At 56.4% G+C, this 2,332-nt stretch carries 1 protein-coding gene and 1 pseudogene; one reads left to right on the top strand and one right to left on the bottom strand.

Translation table 11 applies throughout. The annotated features are described in order from the left end of the window. Positions 1 to 28: 28 nt before the first annotated feature. Entirely contained in the window at positions 29 to 1,387 is a 1,359-nt protein-coding gene (locus ACPLUI_RS13995; RefSeq protein ID WP_424660857.1) for an ATP-binding protein, read from the top strand. A 328-nt stretch (positions 1,388 to 1,715) separates the two neighbouring features. On the opposite strand, the pseudogene ACPLUI_RS13990 reads toward ACPLUI_RS13995, so the two are convergent. Then, positions 1,716 to 1,821 (bottom strand): annotated as a pseudogene (locus ACPLUI_RS13990) (transposase domain-containing protein); the annotation flags it as partial. Positions 1,822 to 2,332 lie beyond the last annotated feature (511 nt).

Raw genomic sequence — 2,332 nt, 5'->3', positions numbered from 1 at the left:
TGTTTCTTCGGGAAGGAGTTGACTGTTTATGCTTTCACTCGGCATAGTGCTTTCAGCTACCTATGATACTTTTAAGTTCCGGTCCGCGCTGAGAGTCCTTTCCGACAGCTTCGTGGTGACGCCTCTCAATGGAAACGCTTTCCTGTTCGGGCGGGTGACCGGGGCTAAAACCGAGTCTCCAACCAACATAACCTACGAGGTCAGCGTCCTCCGGCGCGGGGAAACACACGGCAGCGAAATAACGTTTTTCGCCCCCCGGGAGACGGCCGTGCCGGGCGCGGAAGTATACGAACCCTCTCCCGAAGTGGTCGCCCGTGCGCTGGGTTTCGATACGGACCCCGCGAAGTCCCTGCACGTGGGCCGTGCCGGGGGCGTGGACGTGTGCCTCCGGCCGGATATATTGCTCCGGCACATCTTCGTCGGGGGTACCACCGGCTCCGGGAAATCGTACTTCGCCAGCGTGCTGATGGAAGAACTGGCGAAACTGCAGGTGCCCGCCGTCGCGATGGACTCCCAGGCGGATTACCTGGAACACGCTGAGGCTCTCGGCGGGGCGGTGGTGTGCCCGGGCGTGGACTACGCCGTGCCGCTGTCGTCGTTGACCACGGAGGAAGCCGTGCAGGTGGTGGCCGCCCTGGAGGGGACGCCGGGCTACGATCTGTTCGCCTTCTCGTTTGCCGCGTTGCAGAAAGAGATAGATATGGGTCGCAAGAAGGCATTCACGCTGACCGACCTTTTGAAGCAGATGGAGCAGGACGGCATGCACGATTTAAGGCTGACCGGGTACGAGTTCCGGGCGGCCATGTCCCGCGTGGAGGCGTCGATCAGGAGGCACCGTTTCCTGGGGACGATGGGGCGCAATTTGGACTGGGCGGCACTGCTCAAGACCGGGAAACCCGTGGCGGTGGACTGTTCTTCCCTGGACCTTCTCCAGTTCCAGCTTGTTGTAGGGGCCACCCTGCGGGAGCTTCAGAGACTGCGCCTGGCGGGGAAAATACCGCAGTTCGTGACGTTTCTGGACGAGGCGCACCTGCTGGTGCCCTTTGACAGGCGAGACCCCGTGCAAGCAGGTGATCAGGGAATGCGTGCGCATCGGGCGGCACTACGGGATATGCACGGTGCTGATCACCCAGAACCCGCTGGACATAGACCGGAAAATAATCAGCCAGTGCAACACGCGGGCGATCTTCGCCATCGAGCCGGACCAGCTGGAAGCCCTGCACGGCATCAGGGCGGACGCTACCCCGGCCATGCTGCGGGGCATACCGAAATTCCCCCGCGGGACATACCTCCTGTCGGGGACGTACGAGACGGTCAGGCATGCGGTAGTGGTAAGGGTGAGGGAGTTGAAAATGAGGCGTTAGAAAAGGCTTGGGGAGAAGTGTAACAGCACTTCACCTGAATGGGTTCAGGTGTGTCCGTGCTGGGCTAATTATGACATTTTTTCAGGCCACTGTTGCTTTCATTACTGCCATTTGCGTGTTGTTTTTGTACTGCGTTCTCTACTGGGGATGTTTCCCCAGCGAACCAGGTGAATTCATACCACTCTGCGACGAGCGGCCGGAAGTCCGGGAGTTTTCCGAGGGAAAAATTGGCGACGAAGGCACTGGCAAAAGAGGTGACCCTGGGAAAAAGAGACTGCCAGAAACAGAGCCTCTGTACATCTGGACGAAGCGTAAATTCGGCAGGGTTTTTTGTGAGCCAGGTTTTGACAGAAGTCTTTCAAAAAGATAGCTGAGGTATTGGAAAGGATTCAATCCATTCTCCTTTGCCGTTTCTATGATGGATGCTGTAAATGATAGCGCTGGTTCGGGCACCTCTAGGACCTGACGGGGGCCCGGTCCGCACCAGCGTGTCCCCGAAAAAAAGTATCCCGGCTGCCCTCTACGCCGGGACTGCTGAAACCAGGAGGAAGTATGCAAGAATGGCACCGACTTTCCCTGGGGTTTCTATAGTTATTATTTTACTACCGATGCGCGGCAAAAAAAACCCTGGCCTGAGGCCAAGGCCGGGAATGATAGAGGGACGTCATGCGCTTATAGTAATTTTACTCCATTTTTTTATTTTTGTCATTATATTTACACACCATTTCGCATGAATAGGCCATATCTTGTAAAGCCGGGACAGCCAGTTGTTCCCATACCGTTGTTACCAGACCGACATGCCTTCAGGCTGTTTTTCGGTGTGTTTTCAGTTGCAATAATTTTCAGCCGTTGATATAATTACTGCAAAGCAACTTAGTAGATTGAACTGCATTACAGCAAAGGAGCGGTTCTTGCGCGCAGGGGGTAACCATCAATAACCGTAGCGGCCGCCGAAGGCGTGCCGGGCG

Source organism: Desulfofundulus sp., from assembly GCF_049701015.1.
GTDB lineage: Bacteria > Bacillota > Desulfotomaculia > Desulfotomaculales > Desulfovirgulaceae > Desulfofundulus.
Note: the sequence above shows the minus strand (reverse complement) of the source record. Positions and strands in the feature narration are given on the sequence as shown.

What these genes read in the sequence shown, in the direction of transcription:
- ACPLUI_RS13995 (WP_424660857.1), top strand. Translation starts at nt 29, where the DNA reads ATGCTTTCACTCGGCATAGTGCTTTCAGCTACCTATGATACTTTTAAG.